The organism is Paenibacillus sp. EKM301P (assembly GCF_011800295.1).
In the GTDB taxonomy this organism is placed as follows: domain Bacteria; phylum Bacillota; class Bacilli; order Paenibacillales; family Paenibacillaceae; genus Paenibacillus; species Paenibacillus polymyxa.
Genome location: NZ_JAALFM010000145.1, coordinates 1 through 249 on the forward strand (window position 1 = coordinate 1; position 249 = coordinate 249).

A 249-nucleotide genomic window follows, 5' to 3' on the forward strand; every position below is an offset into this window, starting at 1 on the left:
TTGATCTTTTTCCGACGGTGTCAAAATGCCCAGCTCGGCAATCGTCGCCGACGGGTTACGGAGAATGGATTCAAGCAACTGCAAGTAGTGAGCGGCCAATTTCTCCACCGTTTCGGTTTTATAAAGAGCAGTGGCGTATTCAAACAGATATTCCAAGCCTTCCTCGATCTCTGTGACGTCCAAGCTGAGATCGAATTTAGAAACAATTTCTTCGCTGGCATACGTCGACAAATGGAGTCCGGGAAGCTG

The 249-nt window shown here is 48.2% G+C and carries 1 protein-coding gene; it reads right to left on the bottom strand.

The features are described from left to right. Positions 1–249 (bottom strand): condensation domain-containing protein (locus HFD99_RS25275; RefSeq protein WP_167441104.1); only part of this gene is annotated, 249 nt, incomplete at both ends.